Source organism: Streptomyces tibetensis, assembly GCF_040647715.1.
Lineage (GTDB): Bacteria > Actinomycetota > Actinomycetes > Streptomycetales > Streptomycetaceae > Streptomyces > Streptomyces tibetensis_A.
In genome coordinates, this window is sequence record NZ_JBEZCR010000009.1 from 93225 (window position 1) to 110845 (window position 17621).

At 73.0% G+C, this 17621-nt stretch carries 17 protein-coding genes; 5 read left to right on the forward strand and 12 right to left on the reverse strand.

Going from position 1 to position 17621, the window contains the following annotated elements; translation table 11 throughout:
• Window positions 1-14: 14 nt before the first annotated feature.
• The 4 genes from AB0B29_RS24125 to AB0B29_RS24140 all read right to left on the reverse strand — a co-directional run bounded on the left by AB0B29_RS24125 (window position 15) and on the right by AB0B29_RS24140 (window position 4801).
• A complete protein-coding gene (locus AB0B29_RS24125) occupies window positions 15-1589 on the reverse strand; it encodes an alkaline phosphatase D family protein (protein ID WP_362243312.1) in 1575 nt (524 codons plus the stop codon).
• Window positions 1590-1729: 140 nt separating this feature from the next.
• The gene (locus tag AB0B29_RS24130; RefSeq protein WP_362243315.1) at window positions 1730-3169 is read right to left on the reverse strand and encodes a PLP-dependent aminotransferase family protein; all 1440 of its coding nucleotides are present in this window, start codon (window positions 3167-3169) and stop codon (window positions 1730-1732) included.
• A gap of 40 nt (window positions 3170-3209) precedes the next feature.
• Entirely contained in the window at window positions 3210-4040 is an 831-nt protein-coding gene (locus AB0B29_RS24135; RefSeq protein ID WP_362243318.1) for an alpha/beta fold hydrolase, read from the reverse strand.
• A 107-nt stretch (window positions 4041-4147) separates the two neighbouring features.
• Complete coding sequence (locus tag AB0B29_RS24140) at window positions 4148-4801, reverse strand: NADPH-dependent F420 reductase (RefSeq protein WP_362243777.1); 654 nt, start codon at window positions 4799-4801, stop codon at window positions 4148-4150.
• A gap of 109 nt (window positions 4802-4910) precedes the next feature.
• Here AB0B29_RS24140 and AB0B29_RS24145 point away from each other — a divergent pair, with 109 nt between their 5' ends.
• On the forward strand, window positions 4911-5795 hold the full coding sequence (locus AB0B29_RS24145) for an RNA polymerase sigma-70 factor (protein ID WP_362243321.1): 885 nt from the start codon (window positions 4911-4913) through the stop codon (window positions 5793-5795).
• A gap of 167 nt (window positions 5796-5962) precedes the next feature.
• A complete protein-coding gene (locus tag AB0B29_RS24150) occupies window positions 5963-6724 on the forward strand; it encodes a GntR family transcriptional regulator (RefSeq protein WP_362243324.1) in 762 nt (253 codons plus the stop codon).
• A 91-nt stretch (window positions 6725-6815) separates the two neighbouring features.
• Here the strand turns inward: AB0B29_RS24150 and AB0B29_RS24155 are convergent, their stop codons facing one another.
• From AB0B29_RS24155 to AB0B29_RS24165, 3 genes are all read right to left on the reverse strand, one after another.
• Window positions 6816-7958, reverse strand: coding sequence for an ROK family transcriptional regulator (locus AB0B29_RS24155; RefSeq protein WP_362243326.1), 1143 nt, complete (start codon window positions 7956-7958; stop codon window positions 6816-6818).
• An 88-nt stretch (window positions 7959-8046) separates the two neighbouring features.
• Window positions 8047-8709 (reverse strand): response regulator transcription factor, encoded by a 663-nt coding sequence (locus AB0B29_RS24160; RefSeq protein ID WP_362243328.1) that lies wholly within the window; start codon window positions 8707-8709, stop codon window positions 8047-8049.
• 14 nt (window positions 8710-8723) lie between these two features.
• Window positions 8724-9893, reverse strand: coding sequence for a sensor histidine kinase (locus AB0B29_RS24165; protein WP_362243331.1), 1170 nt, complete (start codon window positions 9891-9893; stop codon window positions 8724-8726).
• A gap of 108 nt (window positions 9894-10001) precedes the next feature.
• Here AB0B29_RS24165 and AB0B29_RS24170 point away from each other — a divergent pair, with 108 nt between their 5' ends.
• The 3 genes from AB0B29_RS24170 to AB0B29_RS24180 are packed head-to-tail and all read left to right on the forward strand — an operon-like array spanning window position 10002 to window position 12137.
• Window positions 10002-10922, forward strand: coding sequence for an ATP-binding cassette domain-containing protein (locus tag AB0B29_RS24170; protein WP_362243334.1), 921 nt, complete (start codon window positions 10002-10004; stop codon window positions 10920-10922).
• Between the two features lie 2 nt (window positions 10923-10924).
• The gene (locus tag AB0B29_RS24175; RefSeq protein ID WP_362243336.1) at window positions 10925-11650 is read left to right on the forward strand and encodes an ABC transporter permease; all 726 of its coding nucleotides are present in this window, start codon (window positions 10925-10927) and stop codon (window positions 11648-11650) included.
• 55 nt (window positions 11651-11705) lie between these two features.
• Window positions 11706-12137 carry a hypothetical protein gene (locus AB0B29_RS24180; RefSeq protein WP_362243339.1) on the forward strand — a complete coding sequence of 144 codons (432 nt, stop codon included), beginning with the start codon at window positions 11706-11708 and terminating at the stop codon, window positions 12135-12137.
• 4 nt (window positions 12138-12141) lie between these two features.
• On the opposite strand, the gene mug is transcribed toward AB0B29_RS24180, so the two are convergent.
• The 5 genes from mug to AB0B29_RS24205 all read right to left on the reverse strand — a co-directional run bounded on the left by mug (window position 12142) and on the right by AB0B29_RS24205 (window position 17498).
• On the reverse strand, window positions 12142-12687 hold the full coding sequence (gene mug, locus AB0B29_RS24185; protein ID WP_362243341.1) for a G/U mismatch-specific DNA glycosylase: 546 nt from the start codon (window positions 12685-12687) through the stop codon (window positions 12142-12144).
• A 13-nt stretch (window positions 12688-12700) separates the two neighbouring features.
• A complete protein-coding gene (gene purB, locus AB0B29_RS24190) occupies window positions 12701-14143 on the reverse strand; it encodes an adenylosuccinate lyase (RefSeq protein WP_362243343.1) in 1443 nt (480 codons plus the stop codon).
• 92 nt (window positions 14144-14235) lie between these two features.
• The gene (locus tag AB0B29_RS24195; RefSeq protein WP_362243346.1) at window positions 14236-15039 is read right to left on the reverse strand and encodes an SGNH/GDSL hydrolase family protein; all 804 of its coding nucleotides are present in this window, start codon (window positions 15037-15039) and stop codon (window positions 14236-14238) included.
• 108 nt (window positions 15040-15147) lie between these two features.
• Complete coding sequence (locus tag AB0B29_RS24200; RefSeq protein ID WP_362243349.1) at window positions 15148-16161, reverse strand: hemolysin family protein; 1014 nt, start codon at window positions 16159-16161, stop codon at window positions 15148-15150.
• Window positions 16158-17498 carry a hemolysin family protein gene (locus AB0B29_RS24205; protein ID WP_362243352.1) on the reverse strand — a complete coding sequence of 447 codons (1341 nt, stop codon included), beginning with the start codon at window positions 17496-17498 and terminating at the stop codon, window positions 16158-16160. Before AB0B29_RS24205 ends, AB0B29_RS24200 begins: the two co-directional genes overlap by 4 nt.
• Window positions 17499-17621: the final 123 nt, after the last annotated feature.

Here is a 17621-nt window from a genome sequence, read left to right on the forward strand (position 1 = left end):
GTTGAGTTCCGTACCTACTGGCCGACCAGGCCCGGCTGGAGGGTCTGAGTGAACAACACGGTGCCGTCCTGCTCCCGCAGACGTACCGTCAGCTCGCCGCTGTGGCCGTCGATGTCGACCTCACCGAAGAACTGGTAGCCACCGGCGGGGGAGACGTTGGCGGTGGTCGGCGCCTTCACGAACACGCGGTCCGGGCCGAAGGTGCCGTCCAGCGCGCTCGCGGGGAAGGCGCCCGCGTTGAGCGGACCCGAGACGAACTCCCAGAACGGCTCGAAGTCCGTGAAGGCGGCCTTCGACGGCTGGTAGTGCTGCGCCGAGGTGTGGTGCACGTCCGCCGTCAGCCACACCGTGCCCGTGATGCGACGGTGTTTGACGAACCGCAGCAGTTCGGCGATCTGCAGCTCGCGGCCGAGCGGCTTGCCGGGGTCGCCCTGCGCGACGGCCTCGATGTTCGCCTTGCCCTGGGTCGCGTCCGGGACGACCAGTCCGATCGGCATGTCGGAGGCGATCACCTTCCACACCGCCCGCGAGCGGGACAGCTCCCGCTTGAGCCACTCCAGTTGCTCCCGGCCGAGGATGCCCTGCGTGTCCGTGGTCTGGTCGTCCGGCGAGTTCGCGTTGCGGTAGGTGCGCATGTCCAGGACGAACACGTCCAGCAGCGGGCCGTGGTGCTGCACTCGGTAGACCCGGCCGTCGGGGCGGCGCAGGGTGGAGATCGGGAAGTACTCGGAGAATGCCTGGCGGGCCCGCGCGGCGAGCACGTCGACGCGCTTCTCGGTGTAGCGGGTGTCGGTGAGGATCTCTCCCGGATACCAGTTGTTGAGGACCTCGTGGTCGTCCCACTGGACGATGGACGGGACCCGGGCGTTGAAGGCCCGCAGGTTCTCGTCCAGGAAGTTGTAGCGGAAGTTGCCGCGGAACTCCGCGAGCGTTTCGGCGACCTTCGCCTTCTCCTCGGTCGTGACGTTGCGCCAGGTCCGGCCGTCGGGCAGGGCCACGGTCTCGGTGATCGGGCCGTCGGCGTAGATGTTGTCGCCGCTGCAGAGGAAGAAATCCGGGTCGAGGGCGCCCATCGCGTCGTAGATGCGGTAGCCACCGGCCTCCGGGTTGATGCCCCAGCCCTGCCCGGCCAGGTCGCCGGACCAGACGAACCGCACGCCGTCGCGGCGTCTGGCGGACACCGTGCGGAACGTGCCGGTGACCGGTTCACCGGCACGGCGCGGGTCGTCCGGGTCGGCGAGCAGCACGCGGTAGTGGATCTGCTCCCCGGACGGCAGTCCGCGCAGCCGGGTCGTGCCGGTGAAGTCGGTGCCCGCGCCCAGCAGGGGGCCGTGCCACCGCCGCGGGTTGCGGAACGACTCGGTCGCCGACGTCTCGACGATCATCCGGGCGGGCCGGTCGGAGCGCACCCACACCAGCCCCGAGTCGGACGTCACGTCGCCCGCTTGCACCCCCCACCCTGCCGTCGGGCGCCCGGAGCGTGCGAAAGCGGGCGCCGCGCCGAGAGCGGTGGGCAGGGACAGGGCCGCAGTCGCGGCGAGGGAGCCACGCAGGACGCTGCGGCGTCCGGGCAACGGACGGTGTGACATGGATACGCCTCCGGGGACGGGATCCGGCCAAGTGTGCAGAGCCACACCTACTGGCACATCGCGGCGCACACACGAACCCCAAGTGAACAACCGACCGCAGGGTGAGGGAACGCGCGAACCGGTCGCCTCACCCGGTCGCCTCACCCGGCCGCGGCCTGCGCCATCAGCCGCACGCCCTCGGCGATCCGGGCGGGCGGCACATGGGCGTACCCCAGGACCAGCCGAACCTCCCCGGCCGGCCCGGGCCCCGTCGGCGTGTGCCCGTAGGCCGAGAGCGGGCGCACCGCCACCCCCGCCTCGGCCATGCGCGTGAGGAACCGCTCCTCGGGCCCGTACCGCTGCGGCAGAGCGGCGATCACGTGCAGGCCCGCGGCGATCCCGGACACCTCCGCTCCGGGGAAGCGGGCGTCCAGGGCCGCGACCAGCGTGTCGCGCCGTTCGCGGTAGGCGCGCTGGCAGCGTCGCAGCTGGCGGTCGTAGTCGCCGCGCTCCAGGAAGCGGGCGAACACGGCCTGGTCGAGGGCAGGGTGGCCGAGATCCATCGTGCGCTTGCGTTCGACGACCTCCTCCGTCCAGGACTCCGGCACCAGCAGCCAGCCCAGCCGCAGGCCCGGCGCGAGCGACTTGCTGACCGAGCCCGTGTAGGCCACGTGGTCCGGGTCGAGGCCCTGGAGAGCGCCGACGGGGGCACGGTCGTAACGGAAGTCGCCGTCGTAGTCGTCCTCCAGCACGATGCCGTCCACCGACCGCGCCCAGTCCAGCAGTTCGGCGCGCCGCCGGGCCGAACACGCGATGCCGGTGGGGAACTGGTGCGCCGGGGTCGTCACCACGGCCCGTACGCCGGACGCCCGCAGCGGCTCCGGGGCGACGCCCTCGTCGTCCAGCGGCAGCGGCACGACGGTGACCCCGGCCGCCGCGTACAGCGCGTCGTGCTGGGGACTGCCCGGGTCCTCCACGCCGACGCTGCGCATCCCGCGCGCGTGCAGGGCGAAGCCGAGCAGGGCCGTCGCCTGGGCCACGCCCGAGACGACCACGATCCGTTCGGGGTCGGCCACCACGCCCCGTCGCCTGGCGAGGAGTTCGGCCAGCGCGGTACGCAGCCTCGGAAGCCCCCGAGGGTCGGGGTAGCCCAGCTCCCGGTGCGGAAGTTCCGCGAGCACGGCGCGCTGCGCGGCGGCCCAGGCCGTGCGCGGGAACAGGGCGAGGTCCGGGGTCCCGGGTACGAAGTCCGCCCGGGCGCCGGGCGAGCGCGGAGCGAGATCGTGCGCCCGCGGCCGCGCCGCCCGTACGGCCGCGCCCACCCACGTTCCGGCGCCCCGGCCGCTGCGCAGATACCCCTCGGCCGTCAGCTGCTCGTAGGCCTCCGTGACCAGCCCGCGTGAGACTCCCAGGTCCGCCGCGAGGTCCCGGCTCGACGGCAGCCGGGTACCCGGCGCGAGGCGGCCCGAGCGGACCGCCTCGCGCAGCGCGGCCTGCAGGGAACGGCCACGCGTGCGTGCCGGCGCCGAAGCGGCCGGGAGCAGCAACTCCCAGGCGGCGGACGCCGCACCTGCGCCCGGATTGCTCCGCGTCGGCCTCATGAGGGGAGACCTTAGAGGCTCCGCGGCCCTGCGTGCGGGGTCAGCGGCTGCCGTCGAGCACCACCCGGGCCACCAGCGCCGGGTCGTCGTTCATCGGGACGTGCCCGCAACCGGGCAGCCGCACGAGCCGGGCCCCGGGTATGACGCCCTTGGCGCGGACGCCCTGTCGGGGGATGAGCAGCCGGTCCCGGTCGCCCCACGCCACGGTGACCGGCGTTCCCACGATGTCGTCGGTGAACTGCACCGTCCGGCCGGAGCGCAGCGTCTCGGAGAACCCCTGGGCGCGGGCCAGGGCGAGCGTCTCGGCGACCACGGCCTCGGGTGACCGGCGACCCGGGCGGGCGTAGATGGTGCTCGTCAGCAAGGTGCGGCCGAGGGCCGGGCGGGCCATCCGCTCCACCAGGGGCGGTGGCATCCGCCGGGCGATCTGCCGCATCGCCGTCAGCACGGTGAAGGCGTAGCGGCGCTCGGCCTCGTTCCAGAAGCCGGCGGGGGACAGTGCGGTGACGGAGCGGACGAGCTGCGCCCGGGCCAGGTCCAGCGCCAGCAGTCCGCCCAGCGAGTTGCCCGCCACGTGCGGCCGGTCGATCTCCAGGGCCCCGAAGAGGGCCGTCAGGACCGTGCTCATCGTGGGCAGATCGTGCGCCATGCCGTCCGGGAGCGCCGGCGACTCACCGCAGCCCGGCAGGTCCACGGCGATCACGTCGCGTTCGGCCGCCAGCGCCGACATCACCGGGTCCCACACCTGCCGGTGGTGACCGATGCCGTGCAGCAGGAGCAGCGGTTCGCCGCTGCCCCGGCGCGTGTAGGACAGGGTCACGCTCTGCGCGCCCTGCGCGGAGGCGACTTCGAAGGAGACGGTGGCGGACATGGGGTGCTCCTCGGCTGTACTCGCTGACGGACGCCGTAGACAGCTTGTCAGCAATTGCTACCGGCGGGTAGCCCCAAGTCGCGTGACCTTCGCGGCGTCGGTCCGGTTCAGCGTGACCGTCGCACCTCCAGGTTGAACTCGCCGTGCCCGAACTTCTGGAACAGTCCGACCCACAGCGGCAGCCACATCTCCACGGCGCGGGCCGCCCGGATGCCGCCGAGGTCCAGCACCCGCTCCGCCGGCCAGCCGAACTCCCCGAGCAGCGCCGTCACCTGCTCCCTGGCGCCCGGGTCGTCCCCACAGACGAAGACGTTGTGCTCGCCCGGCACGCTGCCCGGATCCACCATCACCCGGCAGTTGACCGTGTTGAGCGACTTCACCACGCGCGCGTGCGGAAAGGCCCGCTGAAGCTGCTCGCCCACGCTGTCCGACTCGACGGGGGACAGCCGCAGCTCGCCCTCCTCGAAAGCCAGTGGATTGGACACGTCCACGACGATCTTGCCGTCGATGTTCTCCGCGCCCGCCGCCTCCAGCGCGGCCAGCGCCACCCGCCCGCCGACCGCGTTGACCAGGACCTCCCCGAACTCCGCCGCCTGCGCGAACGTCCCCGCTCCCGCCCGGGGGCCCGCGGCGGCGGCCCACTGCACGGCGGCCGTGTTGTCCGGCGTGCGCGATCCCAGCCGCACCTCGTGCCCCAGCTCCACCAGCCGCCCGCCGAGCGTGCGCCCGACCTGTCCCGTGCCCAGCACCCCGTACCGCATCGCCACCTCCGCAGCCGTACCGCCGATCACCGGCGTCCTGTCGGCCATTCTGTCCGGGAAGTGACCATTCCGCCTGGACAGGGCCGCAGGGGTGGGCTGGGATGGGGCCGTGACCACCGAGACCCCGACCGACGTCTTCGAAGCACACCGCCCCGTCCTGCTGGGCGTCGCCTACCGAATGCTGGGGCGCGTGGCCGACGCGGAGGACGTGGTCCAGGAGACCTGGCTGCGCTGGTCCGGCAGCGACCGCGCCGCCGTGCGCGAGCCGCGCGGCTACCTCGTGCGGATCACGACCCGCCTCGCCATCGACCGGCTCCGCCAGATCAAGGCCCGCGGCGAGACGTACGTCGGCCCCTGGCTGCCCGAGCCGTACGTCACCGACTTCGGGGACACCGTGCCGGACACCGCCGAGCGGGCCGTGCTCGCCGACTCCGTCTCCCTCGCCGTCCTCGTCGTGCTGGAGTCGCTGTCACCGCTGGAGCGGGCCGTGTTCGTGCTGCGCGAGGCCTTCGGCTTCCCCTACGCCGACATCGCCACCATGCTCGACCGCGGCGAACCGGCGGTGCGTCAGCTGGCCGCGCGGGCCCGCAAGCACGTCGAGGAGCGACGCCCGCGCTACGAGGTCGACCCTGCCGAGCGACGCGACCTCACCGAGCGGTTCCTCGTCGCGGCGGCCGGCGGCGACCTGGAAGGCCTGATGGCACTGCTTGCCCCGGAGGTCCGGCTCGTGGGCGACAGCGGCGGCAAGTCGCAGGCGCCGCTGCGGATCCTGCAGACGGCCGACAAGGTGGGCCGCTTCCTCGTCGGCGTCGCGCAGAAGAGCCTCCCGGGCCTGTCCGTGCGCTTCCTGGAGCTCAACGGCGGCCCGGCCGCGCTGATCCTCTCCGAGGGCAGGCCCGACTCCGTTTTCCAGGTCGATGTCGCCGACGGCCGAATCCAGTCCGTCTACATCATCCGAAACCCCGACAAACTCCGGTTCCTGACTGCCTTTTAGGTGCTTCGCCGAGACCGTCCGGGGCCCTTCATGAACGCCCCGTGAACGTTCCCGGCCATTGGTCTTGACCAAGCATCAGGGCCGCCCTATGGTCGCAGAGAAGTGCAACAACCTTTAATAAACAAGGGCGCTAAAAGCCGCCGACCACGGCGATTGCGGAGGACAGGGTGGGGACCACGCAGCTGGAATCGGTGCAGGAACCGAAGTACTGGCATCTCAAGACCGTGCTCAGTGAGGCGCTCGACTCGGAGTTCTCGGTGGGCGAGATCCTGCCCAACGAGCGCGACCTCGCGGCCCGCTTCGGAGTCGCCCGGGCCACGCTCCGCCAGGCCCTGGAGCAACTCGAACTCGAGGGCAGGCTGCAGCGGCGCCGTGGCGTCGGTACGACCGTCGCGCCGCCCCGCATGGGTGTCTCACTCGGCACCGGCCCGCACACCTGGCCGGGAGGCCCCGAAGACGCCTGGCAGCCCGCCGACTGCACGGCGGCCGTGCCGCCGGCGACCGTCGCCGACGCTCTGGAGACCGGCCGGGAGGAGCCCGTGCACATCGTGCGGCGCTCCCGCGTCTTGCACGGTCGGCCGGTTGCCGCGGAGCTGCTGTACGTCCCGCGGCTCTCGGTGCCCGAGCTGTCCGGCATCGACGCGCCTTCCGGAGCGGCACGCGCGCGTGCGGTGCTGCGGGAACTGCAGCGACTGGAGCTGGAGCGGCAGGAGAACGCCGTGGAGCTCGGCTCCGCCGGAGCGGACGAGGCGAAGGAGCTGGACCGGCTGCCGGGGGCGCCGGTCCTTGTCGTCACGACCCGTTTCATCGCCCTGGGGCGTACGGCTGCGCTGTCCGTGGCGACCTATCGTGCTGACACGTGCCGTCTCACCTTCGGTGATCCGGGGGGTGTGGAGATCCACGCCGGGCTTCAGAAGCAGGCGTCCTGAACCCCGATATGGGGGCGTGCGGTGCGTGAGGAGCTGCGGGTTCGTTGTGGCTCGTCGCGCAGTTCCCCGCGCCCCTGAAGGGCGTTGTCGCTCAGGGACGTTCCACGGCGAAGAGCTGCTCCTCCACGTGGTCCAAGGCCAGGCGTAGGGCGCCTGTCGCCACGGCCGCGTCGCCCAGGCCCGAGAGGGTGACCCGCGGGGGGCGCAGGCAGTAGCGGGCGAGTTCCTCGCGCAGGGGGGTCAGGACGCCGTCCAGGCCCGCCGCCCAGCCGCCGATCACGACCAGCTCCGGGTCCAGGGCGAGGACGAGGGCCGCCACGTCGTGGACCAGACGCTGGATGAAGCGGTCGACGGCCGCGCGGGCGCGCCGGTCGCCCTCGCGGGCCTGCGCGAAGACCGCGGCGACCGCTTGCTCGTCGAGGGGGTGCAGGGGCTCGTCCGTGGTCGACAGGAGTGTCTCGGGCGTCACCCCCCGGCCCAGCAGGTGCAGCGCCCCGATCTCGCCGGCGGCACCGCCGTAGCCGCGGTGCAGCCGCCCGCCGATCAGCGAACCGGCGCCCGGGCTGAGCCCCGCCAGCACGAAGACCACGTCGTCCGACTCGGTGGCCGCGCCCTTCCAGTGCTCGGCCACCGCAGCGGCGTTGGCGTCGTTCTCGACCAGGACCGGGCACGTGAACGACCGGCCCAGCCGCTCGCCCAGCCGCAGTCCCGTCCACCCCGGCAGCGCCGTGCCCAGCCGCACCGTGCCGTCGGCCTCGACGATCCCGGGCGTCGCCACGCCCACGGCCCGCAGCGAGCCGCGGGCGACCCCGGCCCGTCGCAGCAGCTCGGCGACCGCCCCGCGCAGCCGCTCCAGCCGCTCGTCGGCCCCCGCCGCCTCGGGCACGTCCTTCGCCTGGGCGCCGATCACCCGGCCGTCCAAGTCGGACAGCAGCGCCGCCACCCGGTGCGCCCCGATCTCCAGCCCCATCAGATGCCCGGCCTCCGCCCGGAACCGGAACCGCCGCGCCGGGCGCCCCTGCCGCCGGGCAGCACCCTCCTCGGCCGCCTTCTCGACGACCAGCCCGGCCTCGATGAGCCCTTCGACGACGCCCTCGACGGTCGGCCGGGACAGCCCCGTCACCAGGGTGATCTCGGTCAGCGTCGCGCAGTCCGTGGCACGCAGCGCGTGCAGCACCACCGCGGAGTTGATCCTTCGCAGCAGCGAGGGATCCCCGCCGGTCAGCCGCCCCACCGTCCGTCCTCCCAGGTCGTGCGCGTGTTGGCCGGATCGTACTTCGGTACGGCGCACCCCGGCGAGGGGCAGGCACCCGCCCCGCCGGTCAGCCCGGCGCCACGAACCCCGACTCGTACGCCGCGATCACCGCCTGGGTGCGGTCCCGCGCACCCAACTTCGCCAGCACCGAGCTGACATGCGACTTCACGGTCTCGGTCCCCACGACCAGCCGGGCGGCGATCTCCGCGTTGGACAGGCCACGCGCCATCAGCCGCAGCACCTCGGCCTCCCGCTCGGTCAGCTGGGCCCGCTCCAGCACGGCCCGGGCCGCACGGTTCCCGCCGGCGTCGCCGTACTCGGCGGCCAGCTGCCGCACGGAGGCCGGGAACAGCAGCGACTCGCCCTCGGCGATCAGCCGCACCGCGTGCACGATCTCGGCGGGCCGGGCCCGCTTGAGCAGGAACCCGTCGGCGCCCGCCCGCAGCGCCTCGTACACGTACTCGTCGTTCTCGAAGGTCGTCACCACGAGGATCCGCGGCGGATCGTCGACGGTCCGCAGCAGCGCCCGGGTGGCCTCGATGCCGTCCAGCAGCGGCATCCGCACGTCCATGGCGACCACGTCCGGCCGCAGCTTCCGCACCAGCGGGATCACCGCCGCCCCGTCCGCGGCCTCCCCGACGACCTCGATGTCGGGCTGTGCCTCCAGTACGGCCCGCAGACCCGCCCGCACGAGGGGTTCGTCGTCGACGAGGAGAACGGTGACCGGCATCGGGCCAGCGTAGATCACCTCAGGGGAAGTTCTGCATGGACCTGCCAGTCGCCTTCGTCGGGCCCGGTCCGGGCCCGGCCGCCGAGCAGGGTCGCGCGCTCCCGGATCCCGCGCAGGCCACTGCCTCGTCCGGAGCCGGTCACCGCGGCCGGCAGGGGATTGCGTATCGCGAGGACGAGGGTGCCGTCGGCGACGTGCACACGGACGCGCACCGGGACCGCACCCGCGTGCCGCAGCACATTGGTCAGAGACTCCTGGAGGATCCGGTAGCCCTCCCTCGACACCGGCCCCGGCACGGTCTCCACCGGACCGGTCACCTCGGCGTCGACCTTCGCCCCGGACGCGCGCGCGGAGTCCAGCAGCCGGTCGGCGTCCGCGAGGGTCGGTCCGCTGCGCACCGGCTTCTCCGATTCGCGCAGGACGCCCAGCACCCGCTCCAGGTCCTCCAGGGCGGCCCGGCCCGTCTCCTCGATCGCGTCCAGCGCCCGGTCGGTGAAGGCCGGATCGCCCGCCGCCCGGGCGGCTCCCGCCTGCACCACGGCGACCGTGAGCGCGTGGCCGATGGAGTCGTGCAACTCGCGGGCGATCCGGGTGCGTTCCAGAAGCTGCTCGGTGCGCTCTTCCAGGGCGGTGAGTCGCTCGGTGGGGGAGGGGCCGAGCAGGCGCAGGGCGATCCGGGTGACGAGGTGCCCCGAACCGACCACGACAGCGGCCGCCACGGCCAGGGGCAGGGGTGCGAACAGGGCGTGCCACCAGCGGGGGCCCTCGACGTGAAGGAAGGCGCCCCCGGCGCGCTCCCCGCTGAACGCAGTGGACACCAGGTCCGCCGTCAGGAGGAGGAGCTGGACGGACAGATGCGACACCAGGGCGCCGAGGAAGAGCCGCGTCTGGAGCCACACCACCATCCGCCCGCGGTCACCCCAGGTGGCCGAGGGCGCGACGACGATCTCCGCGCTCGCGCTGCCGTCCCGATGGCCGGTCAGCAGCAATCTCGCCTGGAACCCCTCCACGACCCGCACGGCCGGGACCAGACCCGCGAGTCCGAGCAGCACGGTCGCCGTGCCCACCGTCCACCAGGCCTCGTCGATGAACAGCCACAGGGCGGGCCACACGACGGCCATCGACAGATGCAGCCACCGCGTGTACGTCACCGCCCGGGTGAAGGGGCGCAGCATGCGGACCATGGCGTCATCGTGCCAGTCGGCACCGACAGCGAACCTCCCCCGCACGGGGGAGACGATCTCCACCGCCGGGGGAGGACCGCACCCCGGTCCGGCCGCGACGCTTCTGCCATGATCAGTATCGACGTCCAGGACCTCACCAAGGAGTTCGGCGGCCGGCGAGCCGTGGACCGGCTCACCTTCCGCGTGCTGCCCGGCCGCGTCACCGGCTTCCTCGGCCCCAACGGCGCCGGGAAATCCACCACCATGCGGCTGGTGCTCGGCCTCGACCGGCCGACCGCCGGTGCCGCCACCCTCGGCGGCCGTCCCTATCCGGCGTTCCGCGAACCCCTGCGCCACGTGGGCGCCCTCCTCGACGCGCAGGCCGCGCACGGCTCCCGCACCGCCCGCGACCACCTCCGCGTCCTGGCGGCGAGCAACCGCATCCCGGACCGGCGGGTCGGCGAGGTCCTGGAGGAGACGGGCCTGGCGTCGGTGGCCCGGCGCCGGGTACGGACGTACTCCCTGGGCATGCGCCAGCGGCTCGGCATCGCCGCCGCCCTGCTCGGAGACCCCGAGGTCGTCATGCTGGACGAGCCGTCCAACGGCCTCGACCCCGAAGGCATCGTGTGGATCAGGCGGTTGCTGCGCCGGCTCGCGCAGGAGGGCCGCACGGTCCTGGTCTCCAGCCACCTGATGAACGAGACCGCGTCCTTCGCCGACCACCTCGTCGTCCTCGGCCGGGGACGGCTCCTCGCCGACACCCCGATGCGGGACTTCATCCACGCGCGCGTGCAGCCCCGCGTGCGCATCCGCACGACCGACTCCGTCGCGCTCAAGTCGGCCCTCGCCCGGCACGGCCACGACGCGGAGGAACACGAGGACGGGCACTGGACCGTGCGTGACGCGCGTGTGGACGACATCGGCCGCATCGTTTCGGCCTCAGGCGTGCCGGTCCTGGAACTGGCGGCCGAGGAGGGCACCTTGGAGCAGGCCTACTTCGACCTCACCGGGGCCGAGACCGAGTTCACCGCACGACCCCAGGAGGCCTGACCATGGAATTCACGCCCGTACTGCACTCCGAGTGGCTGAAGGTCCGCACCCTGCGCTCGCTCCCGGGAGCGCTGCTGGCCCTGCTCGCCGTGACCACGGCGTTCTCCGCGATCGCCGGAGTCTCCGACGCCTCGGACCCGGATTTCGATCCGCTGTTCACGGCTCTGTCGGGCGTCATTCCGGGCCAGATCGCGGCCGTCGCCTTCGGGGCCATGGCCGTGTCGTCGGAGTTCCACCAGGGCGCGCTGCGGCTCTCCCTGGCCGCAGTGCCGCAGCGCGGACGGTGGTTCGCGGCCAAGGCGGCCGTCATCGCCCTGCCGGTGCTCCTGGTGGGGCTGGTCACGGCCCTCGCCGCCCTCCTCGTGGGCCGGGCCGGGCTCGGCGCGGCGGCCGACGGGCTCGCTACCGGCGAGCAGGTGCGGGGGGTGGTGGGCTGCGGCGTCTACCTGATGCTGATGGCCCTGTTCGCCGCTGGGATCGCCGCCCTCCTCCGCAGCGGCGTGGCCACCCTCTCCCTGCTGGTGCCGTTCATCCTCGTCGTGTCGTTCGTGATCGGCGACGCCACGGGCACCGTCGCCGACTTCCTCCCCGACAAGGCCGGGCAGTTGGCCCTCAGGGAGACGTACGAGGGCACACTCGGACCGTGGTCGGGGCTCGGGGTGACCGGGCTGTGGACGGCCGGTGCCCTGCTGGCCGGAGCCTGGAGCATGCGGCGCAGGGACGCCTGAGGGCGAGCGGGTTGATGCCCCGCCAAGTGTCAGTGGCTGCGGGTTTACTGGAGCCATGAACATCGCACAGCACATCGCCCTCATCGACGAGCTGTGCTACCGCCCCTTTCCGGCGGAGCACGGCCCGTCGGACGTCGGCGTCTCGGGGCCCGGCCACCACCTCGCGGTGTTAGAGGCCGGGACCGACGGCGACCCCGGAGCCCGGGCGGTGACGATCGACCAGTTCGAGAAGGACCGGGACGCCGTCTACGAACTCCTCGCCTCCCGCTGGGGGGACACGGACCCCTACAACCTGCAGACCGTGCTGCTGCGCACCGAGCGGGAGGATCTGCCCCGGCCCTGGGCCGAGTTGAGCGCGCGGGCCGGCGTCGCCCACCTGTGGGAGGTGGAGGGCACGGGCCGCTGGGTCGCCGTGGCGGTCGCGGACCGGGACGCCTCACGGGAGGTCCAGCTGCTGGCCCTGGTCACGGAGGCGGACCCGCCCTAGCGGATCAGTCCTCGGCGGCTTCCCGCAGCCGCCCGAACTCCTCCGCCATCGTGTCGAGCGTCCAGTGCGCGTTCAGCCCGCTCGGATTGGGCAGCACCCACACGCGGGTGTCACCGATCGTCCGTGCCTGCGGCCCCACCCGCGCCGTGCGGTCGTCGAACGCGGCGCGGTACGCGGTCACGCCGACCACGGCCAGCCAGCGCGGCCGGAGCCGTGCCACCTTCGCCGCGAGCAGCCGCCCGCCCTCCCGGTACTCCTCGGCGCTCAGCTCGTCCGCCCGGGCGGAGGCCCGCGCCACGACATTGGTGATGCCGAGCCCGTACGACAGCAACTCCTGCTGCTCGGACGGCTTCAGGAGTCGCGGGGTGAACCCGGACCGGTGCAGCACCGGCCAGAAGCGGTTGCCCGGCCGGGCGAAGTGATGGCCGGTCGCGGCCGTCATCAAGCCGGGGTTGATCCCGCAGAAGAGGACGTGCAGACCCTCCGCGACCACGTCGGGCACGACGCGGTCGCGGGCGGCCTGAAGCTCCTCGGGCGTGAAACGCGCCATCGCGAGCGGCGCGTCAGAGGATCGCGCCGGGCGTGTAGCCCGCGGCCTCGGGGTGCTGCTTGACGATCTCCTCGACCCGGGCGACGACGGCGGCGACCTGGTCGCCCGCGGCGCCGGTGAAGGACAGCTTGTCGGCCATCAGCGCGTCCAGCTGGTCCCGGTCCAGCGGGATGCGCGCGTCGGCGGCCAGCTTGTCCAGCAGCTCGTTGCGCTCGGCGCCCTGCTCGCGCATGGCGAGCGCGGAGGCGACGGCGTTCTCCTTGATCGCCTCGTGCGCGAGCTCCCGGCCGACGCCCGCGCGCACGGCGCCCATGAGGACCTTCGTGGTGGCGAGGAACGGCAGGTAACGGTCCAGCTCACGGGCGACGACGGCAGGGAACGGGCCGAACTCGTCGAGCACCGTCAGGAACGTCTCCAGCAGACCGTCCAGCGCGAAGAACGCGTCCGGCAGCGCGACCCGGCGCACCACCGAACAGGACACGTCGCCCTCGTTCCACTGGTCGCCCGCCAGCTCACCGGTCATCGAGGCGTAACCGCGCAGGATCACCATCAGGCCGTTGACGCGCTCGCAGGAGCGGGTGTTCATCTTGTGCGGCATCGCCGAGGAGCCGACCTGGCCGGGCTTGAAGCCCTCGGTGACCAGCTCGTGCCCGGCCATCAGACGGATCGTCTTGGCCAGCGACGACGGGGCCGCCGCCAGTTGCACCAGCGCGGTCACGACCTCGTAGTCCAGCGAGCGCGGGTAGACCTGGCCGACCGAGGTGAACGCCTGCGCGAAGCCAAGGTGCGCGGCGATCCGCTGCTCCAGGTCCGCGAGCTTGGCCGCGTCCCCGCCCAGCAGGTCCAGCATGTCCTGCGCGGTGCCGACGGGGCCCTTGATGCCGCGCAGCGGGTAGCGGCCCAGCAGCTCCTCGACCCGGCCGAACGCCACGAGGAGCTCGTCGGTGGCGGTGGCGAAGCGCTTGCCGAGGGTGGTGGCCTGGGCGGCGACGTTGTGCGAGCGGCCGGCCATGACCAGCTCGCCGTACTCGCCGGACAGCTTGCCGAGCCTGGCCAGGACGGCGACCGCGCGGTCGCGCACGAGCTCCAGCGAGAGGCGGATCTGCAGCTGCTCGACGTTCTCGGTGAGGTCGCGGGACGTCATGCCCTTGTGCACGTGCTCGTGCCCGGCGAGGTCGTTGAACTCCTCGATCCGCGCCTTCACGTCGTGCCGCGTGACCTTCTCGCGCTCGGCGATGGAGGCCAGGTCGACGGTGTCGAGGACGCGCTCGTAGTCGGCGAGCGCCGCGTCCGGCACGTCGATGCCGAGGTCCTTCTGGGCCCGGAGCACGGCGAGCCAGAGCTGCCGCTCCAGCTTCACCTTCTGCTCGGGCGACCAGAGCGTGGCGAGTTCGGCGGAGGCGTAGCGTCCGGCGAGGACGTTCGGGATGCGGGGCTTGGCGGGCGCAGAAGTCACGTGTACGGATTCTACTGGCGATTCCTGCAGGCCAGCGCCGCGGGTGCCTTCGTGGGAACCTACGAATGCGTCCCGGCCGTGTCCACCTGCGGCTACGCCGGGTCCTGTACCGGGTCCTGGGCCGGTTCCTCGTACGGCAGCAGCTCCGGCCGCTTCGGGGGCCGTCCGTCGCCCGAGGAGCGGCCCGTCAGGCGGCGGCCTATCCACGGGAGCAGGTGCTGCCGGGCGAAACGCGCGTCCGCCACGCGCCGCACGACCCAGCCCGGCGGCAGCGTCGCCGCCATCGGCGTGCGCCACTCGGCGTCCTCGGGGTCGTAGCCCAGCGTCTGCCACACCGCCTCCGCGACCCGGCGGTGGCCCTCGGCCGTCAGGTGCAGCCGGTCCACGTCCCACATCCGCGGATCGCTGAGGGAGGGCGCGCCGTACAGGTCGACGACGATCGCGCCGTGCCGGGCGGCCAGCTCGTCGACGCAGGCGAACAGCTCCTCCATGCGCGGCCGGAACCGCTCCAGGACCGGGCCCTGCCGCCCCGGGCTGCGCATCAGCACGAGCTGCCGGCACGCGGGGGCCAGCTTCTCCACGGCCTCCTCCAGGAGCCCGCGGACCCGGCCCATGTCGCACTTGGGCCGCAGCGTGTCGTTGAGCCCGCCGACCAGGGTGATCACGTCGGCTCCCATGGCCGCCGCGACGTCGACCTGCTCGTCGACGATCTGCTGGATGAGCTTGCCGCGCACGGCGAGGTTGGCGTACCGGAAGCCGGGCGCGCGGGCCGCCATCCGCGCGGCGAGCAGGTCGGCCCAGCCGCGGTAGGAGCCGTCGGGCATCAGGTCCGACATGCCCTCGGTGAACGAGTCGCCGATGGCGACCAGGCTGCTGTGGGTGGGGTTCGTCTGCATGGCGACGGAAATGGTATCCCGTGCACATACCCATCAGTCGGTCGGTCCCGCCGGGCCGGGTCCCGGACCCTGGCTGGACAGCTCCGACAGCCGACCGGGCCCGGTTCCTCATGCCCGCTGACCGAACAGCTCCCGCAGGACGTCCTCCATGGTCACCAGCCCGGCCAGCCGTCCGTCCGCCCCGAGGACCGCCGCGAGGTGGGTGCGGCTGCCCCGCATGGCCGTGAGGACGTCGTCCAGCGGCGTGTGTTCCCGCACCCGCGCGATGGGGCGCATGTCCCGCAACCGGAACGCCACGTCACGCCCGGCGGCGTCCAGCGCGTCCTTCACATGCAGGTACCCGACGATCCGCCGCCCCTCGTCGACCACCGGGAAGCGGGAGAACCCGGACTCCGCCGACAGCCGCTCCAGTTCCTCCGGGGTGACACCGACACTCGCGTACACCACGTGTTCCAGCGGCAGCACCACGTCCCGCACCGGGCGGCGGCCCAGCTCCAGCGCGTCGCGCAGCCGCTCCTGGGCGCGGTCGTCGATCAGGCCCGCCTCGCTGGAGTCCTTCACGATCTGCGCTATCTCGGCGTCCGAGTAGGAGGCGGCGACCTCCTCCCGGGCCTCCACCCGCAGCAGCTTCAGCAGCGTGTTGGCGAACGCGTTCACCGTGAAGATCACCGGACGCAGGGCGCGGGACAGCGCCACCAAGGGCGGTCCGAGTGCCAGCGCGCTGCGCACCGGCTCGGCGAGCGCGATGTTCTTCGGCACCATCTCGCCGAGCAGCATGTGCAGATAGGTCGCAAGCGACAGCGCGATCACGAAGGACACCGCGTGCCCCGCCCCCTCCGGCACGCCCACCGCGTGGAACACCGGCTCCAGCAGGTGCGCGATCGCGGGCTCGGCCACCACACCCAGCACCAGCGTGCACAGCGTGATGCCGAGCTGGGCGGCCGCCATCAGCGCGGACACGTGCTCCAGGCCCCACAGCACGCTCTTCGCGCGCCGGTCGCCCTGGTCGGCGTAGGGCTCGATCTGGCTGCGGCGCACGGAGATCAGCGCGAACTCCGCGCCGACGAAGAAGGCGTTGACGACGAGCGTCGCCAGTCCGATCAGCAGCTGGACGGCGGTCACAGCTCCACCCCCTTCTCGTCGGGCTTGTGGTCGTCGAGAGGGGCGCGCAGCCGGACGCGGGAGGCCCGGCGCCCCGCGGCGTCCAGGACCTCCAGGTGCCAGCCGGCGACCTCGAGGGTGTCCCCCGCGGCCGGTATCCGGCCGAGCACCGTCGCCACCAGCCCGGCGAGCGTCTCGTAGGGCCCCTCCGGCGCGCGCAGCCCGACCCGCTCGAGGTGGTCCACGCGTGCGGAGCCGTCGGCCGAGTACAGCGCGTGCCCGGACTCGTCGGTGCCTGCCGCGGCCAGGTCCGGCGTCTCGTGCGGGTCGTGCTCGTCACGCACCTCGCCGACGACCTCTTCGACGATGTCCTCCAGCGTGGCCACGCCCGCCGTGCCGCCGTACTCGTCGATCACGACGGCCATCGTGCGCTTGCCGGAGAGCCGGTCCAGGAGCCGGTCGACGGTGAGCGTCTCCGGGACCAGCAGGGGTTCGCGCATCAGCTCGGAGACGTAGATCCGGGTCCGGCGCTCGGCCGGTACCGCCAGCACGTCCTTGACGTGGGCGGTCCCGACGACCGAGTCGAGGGTCCCGCGGTAGACGGGGAACCGGGACAGGCCCGTCGCCCGGGTCGCGTTCGCCACGTCCTCCAGGGTCGCCTGCACCTCCAGCGCGACGACCTGCACCCGGGGGGTCATGACGTTCTCCGCGGTCAGGTCGGCGAGGTTCAGCGTGCGCACGAACAGCTCGGCGGTGTCCGCCTCCAGGGCGCCCTCCTTGGCGGAGTGCCGGGCGAGGGCGGCCAGCTCCTGCGGCCCGCGTGCCGAGGCGAGTTCCTCGGCGGGCTCGACACCGATCCGCCGCACGACCCGGTTCGCGGTGTTGTTCAGGTGCGTGATGAACGGCCGGAACGCGGCACTGAACCAGCGCTGTGCGTTGCCCACGGTCTTGGCGACGGTCAGCGGCGAGGAGATCGCCCAGTTCTTGGGCACCAGCTCGCCGACGACCATGAGGAACACCGTGGACAAGGCGGTGCCGACCACCAGTGCGATGCTGTGCGACGCCGAGCGCGACACGCCGAGGTCCTCCAGCGGCCCCGCGATCAGGGCGGCGATCGACGGCTCCGCGAGCATGCCGACCACCAGGTTGGTGACGGTGATGCCGAGCTGCGCCCCGGAAAGCTGGAACGTCAGGTTCCGTACGGCCTTCAGCGCACCCTGCGCACCCCGCTCGCCCCGCTCGACGGCCTGCTCCAGTTCGGCGCGCTCGACCGTGGTGAGGGAGAACTCGGCGGCCACGAAGGCACCGCAGGCGAGCGAGAGCGCGATCGCCGCCAGGAGGAGGAGCACTTCGGTCATCGGTTCACCCCCGTTCCATGGTTGTCCAGGACGGGGCGGAACGCGCGGTGTCGCGCACGGGGAGGCTCGCCCATGGGCGGAGGCTCACAACCTTTCATGCAGGACCGAGTGGCCACTCAAGGG

What these genes read in the sequence shown, in the direction of transcription:
- AB0B29_RS24125 (WP_362243312.1), bottom strand. Translation starts at nt 1,589, where the DNA reads ATGTCACACCGTCCGTTGCCCGGACGCCGCAGCGTCCTGCGTGGCTCC.
- AB0B29_RS24130 (WP_362243315.1), bottom strand. Translation starts at nt 3,169, where the DNA reads ATGAGGCCGACGCGGAGCAATCCGGGCGCAGGTGCGGCGTCCGCCGCC.
- AB0B29_RS24135 (WP_362243318.1), bottom strand. Translation starts at nt 4,040, where the DNA reads ATGTCCGCCACCGTCTCCTTCGAAGTCGCCTCCGCGCAGGGCGCGCAG.
- AB0B29_RS24140 (WP_362243777.1), bottom strand. Translation starts at nt 4,801, where the DNA reads ATGCGGTACGGGGTGCTGGGCACGGGACAGGTCGGGCGCACGCTCGGC.
- AB0B29_RS24160 (WP_362243328.1), bottom strand. Translation starts at nt 8,709, where the DNA reads ATGCCGGTCACCGTTCTCCTCGTCGACGACGAACCCCTCGTGCGGGCG.
- AB0B29_RS24165 (WP_362243331.1), bottom strand. Translation starts at nt 9,893, where the DNA reads ATGGTCCGCATGCTGCGCCCCTTCACCCGGGCGGTGACGTACACGCGG.
- AB0B29_RS24170 (WP_362243334.1), top strand. Translation starts at nt 10,002, where the DNA reads ATGATCAGTATCGACGTCCAGGACCTCACCAAGGAGTTCGGCGGCCGG.
- AB0B29_RS24175 (WP_362243336.1), top strand. Translation starts at nt 10,925, where the DNA reads ATGGAATTCACGCCCGTACTGCACTCCGAGTGGCTGAAGGTCCGCACC.
- AB0B29_RS24180 (WP_362243339.1), top strand. Translation starts at nt 11,706, where the DNA reads ATGAACATCGCACAGCACATCGCCCTCATCGACGAGCTGTGCTACCGC.
- mug (WP_362243341.1), bottom strand. Translation starts at nt 12,687, where the DNA reads ATGGCGCGTTTCACGCCCGAGGAGCTTCAGGCCGCCCGCGACCGCGTC.
- AB0B29_RS24195 (WP_362243346.1), bottom strand. Translation starts at nt 15,039, where the DNA reads ATGCAGACGAACCCCACCCACAGCAGCCTGGTCGCCATCGGCGACTCG.
- AB0B29_RS24205 (WP_362243352.1), bottom strand. Translation starts at nt 17,498, where the DNA reads ATGACCGAAGTGCTCCTCCTCCTGGCGGCGATCGCGCTCTCGCTCGCC.